Source organism: Gymnodinialimonas mytili (assembly GCF_037544085.1).
GTDB lineage: Bacteria > Pseudomonadota > Alphaproteobacteria > Rhodobacterales > Rhodobacteraceae > Gymnodinialimonas > Gymnodinialimonas mytili.
This window is the reverse complement of record NZ_JBBIFW010000013.1, coordinates 1-5,117: the sequence shown is the minus strand read 5'-3', so window position 1 is coordinate 5,117 and position 5,117 is coordinate 1. Positions and strand designations below refer to the sequence as shown.

The 5,117-nt window shown below is 49.6% G+C and carries 2 protein-coding genes and 1 pseudogene; 2 read left to right on the top strand and 1 reads right to left on the bottom strand.

Annotation, left to right across the window (positions count from 1 at the left end; translation table 11 throughout):
* Positions 1 to 1,781 precede the first annotated feature (1,781 nt).
* Positions 1,782 to 2,450 (bottom strand): annotated as a pseudogene (locus tag V8J82_RS23615) (IS3 family transposase); the annotation flags it as partial.
* 184 nt (positions 2,451 to 2,634) lie between these two features.
* On the opposite strand from V8J82_RS23615, the gene V8J82_RS23610 reads away from it, so the two are divergent.
* Together V8J82_RS23610 and V8J82_RS23605 are read left to right on the top strand one after the other, a co-directional pair.
* The gene (locus V8J82_RS23610; RefSeq protein WP_339979591.1) at positions 2,635 to 2,874 is read left to right on the top strand and encodes a hypothetical protein; all 240 of its coding nucleotides are present in this window, start codon (positions 2,635 to 2,637) and stop codon (positions 2,872 to 2,874) included.
* 1,566 nt (positions 2,875 to 4,440) lie between these two features.
* Positions 4,441 to 5,117 (top strand): PA14 domain-containing protein (locus V8J82_RS23605; protein WP_339979589.1); only part of this gene is annotated, 677 nt, incomplete at its 3' end.

The window sequence follows — 5,117 nt, the reverse complement described above, 5'->3', positions numbered from 1 at the left end:
GACAGCTTCAGCTCGATCTCACGCATCAGCTTCAATACATCTTCGTCTGAATGTCGCTTCCGCGCCATTCCACTCCCCCCTCTCGCGACCAATGTCGTGGCCCAGCTTTACGGGGAAAGGACATAACCCGACCGCCGTCAGGCGGCGCTGGGCTATCTATCGCCCATCGACTATGAAAAAAGCGCGCTCGAGACGCTAGAATTCGCTAGCTCGTTACCGTCCGAGAAGATAGGGAAACTCCAACTTTGACTCAAGGCGTCCGCGCCAATATCTCGGTCAGGTGACTCTGCCGAAATGTGTGTGCGACGCCCCAAAGCGATGGTTTTCGCCGCACAGTACTAAATATGAAATCGGGTGTAGGCCGCTCTTCATTCTCGTCTTGGAACTCAAATTCATCTGACAGCAGTGGAATGCATTTTCGCGCGTCACTTTGCATGTACATCGTTTCCCCAAAAGGCGACTAAACTAGTTTGACTCCAATGTTGGTCGACATTTCTTAAATTTTCGGAAAGACCTCGCTTCAGACCGGTTTTGGGGTCAGCCCTTCGGTGCTACTTGCGAATTGCATCTGGTCATTGTGAAAGGAGCGTGGGACAATAGCTGCCCGCTCATCAGCGGGTCCCATCCTTCTCGCGGTGCACCCCGCTCTGCTCAGGAGGGCAGTGGTTAGCTTGCTTGTAAACGCGACATGGCTATCGCGATCCGCGCGTCTCTCCTATGATCAAATTGGGGCCCTTCCGCCGGTAGTTGCGCCGCTCTGGCCAAGTCCAGCTTGTTGTCTAAGGTTGAGGTGCTGGACGACTAAATGCGCAAGCACTGGCGGCGGTAGACAGGCATTTCAATATGCGTGCATACGATGGTATCGGGCTCTCTTACGTGAGATGGGCTCGCAGTCATCGCTCAGAAGCCCAGGGAACTGCGGCTAAATTGTCATTAAGCGGTTTACCTAGTAACCCGCTCAATTATCCCAGTCAGACGTTTGGCGCTGTCTTGATTCGATGCTCTTCAACGCCAACCGCTCTGCCTCGCTTCAAGGAGCCAGAACCGGAAGCGTTTAGCTTGAGCCGGGTGGAGTCTGGTGATCACCTCAGTATCTCCGTGACTGCCAAAACCACGAAAACAATATATGATATACCATAAACGCTTATCAAAGCTGCAACAACTGATGCCCCAAATAAATATCCGGTACCGGCGATGACGGTTCCGACGGTCATTGCCAGCAACAGTATTCCGAACGCAGTTCGCTCGCTTCGTCCCATTTGATCAGGCTGAAGCAAGAAAGTTAAGTTATGGTTAAGGCGCAGACCGAAAGCTGTGATACATTTCTCCTGCGTGTTACAAACTAACACGAACCAGTTCAATTTCTGTTTGGGAGAAAACATCAGTCTCAATAGTCAATTCGGCGTTAGCTAAGTCTAGATTAACCTTTCCTAAACGCTTTTTGCTTTACGACCAAAGTGAGCAGTCACTAAACTCATCAATCTACTGAAAAAAATCAAATGCTTGGTCATCAGTCAGTCCGTTGGGGACTCGGCTGACGGCGACGTTTTAAACTGCCGCTAATGTCATTTAAGGATCCTGCATCTCTCAGCACCGTTGCGCTATGGCGAGAGCCGGAGCACCCATATTTCCGAGGAAGCTCAACCATAACCGCTACAAGATGATATGCTACCAGTTTCGTAGACTACAAATTAAGCTTTCATGGTTCGCTCCACGAGCGTCATAGCGCTTAGGTAACCGATGGTCGAGTGACATCCCTTTGGGTCGTAGAAGCGTTCGACTTAGTTAAAGATTTTGGCGCGCACTTGTTTTCTGATACTATAGGTGTTGCGTTTGATCCGTACCGTTTTCAGAGAAGGAAAGAAGCTGTCCATCGCAGCGTTGTGCCAAGTGTTGCGCTACCAGCTCTTTGCACATCTGATCCCATAGTTGGTCATCAGTCGTTGGGACGGCTCGCTGGTGTATTGGCCAAACTGGTCGGAGTGTAGCAGCAACTCGTCCGGTCTTCACCAGCGCCAGATCACCATGATTAGAGCGTCCGTAACCATCTGGCGTATGATTTGTTTGCTCATTGACCAACCCTCAGTACGACGCGAAAGAGGATCGATAAAGGCTGTTATGTAAAGCCATCTTTCCGCAATCCAGACGTAAGTGAAGTCGGCCACCTATTTCTAGTTCGGATCGTCCGCATCGAACTCTTGTTCAAGCACGTTGGCAGCGACGGCCGAACTCGTGCTTTGGTCTTTCGGTCGTTGTCGACGTTCAAGACGGGCCTTGAAGGCTACTTGTCGCATCAATCGCTCAACGCGATTCAAGCATTAGGGATACTACTATTTGAGAAGATCATGCCGGGGTCGTGGGGCACCATATGCTCGAGCCGATCGCAGAAAGCTAGAACGGATCGCTGCTAATAGTTCTTCAACTCGGATCGACCTGTCGTGGCGTGGTCGCTAGCTTAGCATTTGCTTGCCTCGCTTTGCTGAGCGTAGCGTAGCAGCATGTCAGTGGGGAAAGACCACTCCGGTTGGCTCTGATCCGGCTGGCGAACCAATATGACCGATATGAGAATCCCAAGATCTCCAACCTGGTTTATGTTTGTCTGACGTCAGCGCAAACGGCGCACTTTAGGCTGGTTTGACGAGGCAGATCGCCGGTAAGGATTTCTTAAAAGGAATCATGTTAGCTAGCTACATGCTGCAAGTATGGAAAATCGATATACCTTCGCCACAACTGGGACAAACGTCATCTTATGCGTGGGTACTGGCCAATTCTGCAAAAGAGGCCATTGAGCTTTCTGGATGTGATAATGCAATTGCAACAGAGGAACCAGAGCGACTTTGGATCGCAAAAGAGAAAGTCATATGGATGCGGTAGATTAATAATACTCATTTGTTAGAAGCCATCGAATCTTTCTCCAGAAGATAGATTGCTATTTTTTAGACAGCTTATTTCGATTTTAGCCTGATACTATTTGCCCGCCAATTTGATATGAATTTCCTCCATACAAAATCGACCTGCAGAATTAGGAAGTCAAGATCTAACGAAAAGCAGATTATTTTTTCTCCATGCAAATTCTGTCGGCATGAGTGATCGTGAAGCAGCATAAGAGAGTCGTAGCGATAGCGGATGTATGTTGCGAGACGGGATCAGCTTAGCTACATTCTACAAGTGCAAAATAAAGTGTGGCGGTATCGATTTATCGAATGCGCGGAAGTTAAGGCGTTTGAGGACGAGAACACGAAGTTAAATAGGCTTCTGACTGTGCAGATGGTAGGCAATGCGATGATAAAGGATTGCAAATCCCGGAGTGGCGACATCTGCGGCCAAGCAAAAAGCCATGGCTTGCCTTTGCGCTCAACGCAATCTGAGTTAACGGCGAGCATCTTCTATTCTGTGCGTTGATCGGTCGAGCGTCCAATATTTTGGGGGTTGTCCAAGCAATGCCAAAACTCGACTTGTGAACAAGGCTGCTCCGGCGGCATATCGCTGGTTTGGATATCACCGTTTCGGCGTAGTGTTGCGGCAGCGAACGAGCAAATCTGAAGAAGCCGAGTGGGCTTTGTCGCGGAGCGAAGTTGCAAGTACAGAGACTCGTTGTGGATCTCGTAGGCCGATGTTGGCGCCGGAGCGACCCCATGAATTTTGGCGGCTAGACTTCTTGTCAGAGGCCTTCACTTAGGAACGTCGGCTTCCTGTACTGCGACCGTTCGCGACTTCAACTGAGAATGCCTTGCCTAGGTTTCAGATAAGTCGCTGTGCGCGGCGCACGCCACGCGGTTACTTACAGCGATCATGGTACAAAGCTGACAGCACGATACTGTCGTAGGCGACCACCACAAGGAAAGAGGGTTATGACCGATACAGACTACAGCCTTTACCATAGTCTAACGTCGTATGAATCCGCCTCGAGATCGAAACTGTAAATTAGGGCTGCATGAGAGCAGAAACCAAATGCCACAATCTTATAAAAGCTGAATGAAAATATGGCTCGGTCCAATTTAGTTTCAAATTTCTGAATGAAATATTTTGGTATTTTGCTGAAATTATCTAAATTCATAATATCACTTTTTAACTAATGTCCCCCTGTGAGGGATCGAGAAATTTTACATGGAACATAAAATACCCAATCAGTTGGCGCTCGATATTCAATTATATCGCTAAAATAGTCTTCTTGTTAGGCACTCTTAAACTGATTCCAAGTTATATGCCTAGAGCCACCTTTTAGCTGAAAATGCAACTCAAAGGTTTCGCCCTGTACAAGCATTACTTTCTGCTCAATCAATGGTTTGGCCTAGCATATCGCTTTCATTCGGCGAATAAGATTAGGAGAATATTGTGGAAATTCGCAATACCGTAGACTCTTTTTACGATTCCGGCTCTTGGAGCAACACCAGTAAGTTAGCATTGAATGAGGAGTTAGAAGCGTTTTCTAGCGGTCTTATGGTGAAGTTTTTCGCCTTGTCCGGCGGGGTCGAGCGCCTCAGCGATGTCGACTTCTCCCAGGCCGCCACCGCCACCGCCACCGTGTCCGAACTGGATTACGCGACGACCAGGGCCTCGTTCTGGGAAAACGGCGCCACGGACAATTTCGCAGCCAAATTCGAGGGAAATCTCACCGTCAACGAAGGCGGTACCTACACCTTCTTCCTGACATCCGACGATGGCTCCATGCTGTATCTGAACGGTAAGCCGATCATCGACAATGATCTCCTACATGCAACCAGAACACTGGATGTAACCGTCGAACTGCAAGCAGGCACACACGACCTCGAACTGCGCTATTTCGAAGCCGAAGGCAAACAAACGCTCCAATTGGAATGGGCCGGGCCAGATAGCGGCGGCGCCCGCAGCATCATCACCGGTGCAAATCTGGGGCACAAGACTTCAACCGATGATGCACCTGACCCGACACCAGAGCCGGTTTCAGGACTACTGGCAAGCTTCTTTGAACTACAAGGTGACGTCGAGCGCCTCAGCGATGTCGACTTCTCCCAGGCCGCCACCGCCACCGCCACCGTGTCCGAACTGGATTACGCGACGACCAGGGCCTCGTTCTGGGAAAACGGCGCCACGGACAATTTCGCAGCCAAATTCGAGGGAAATCTCACCGTCAACGA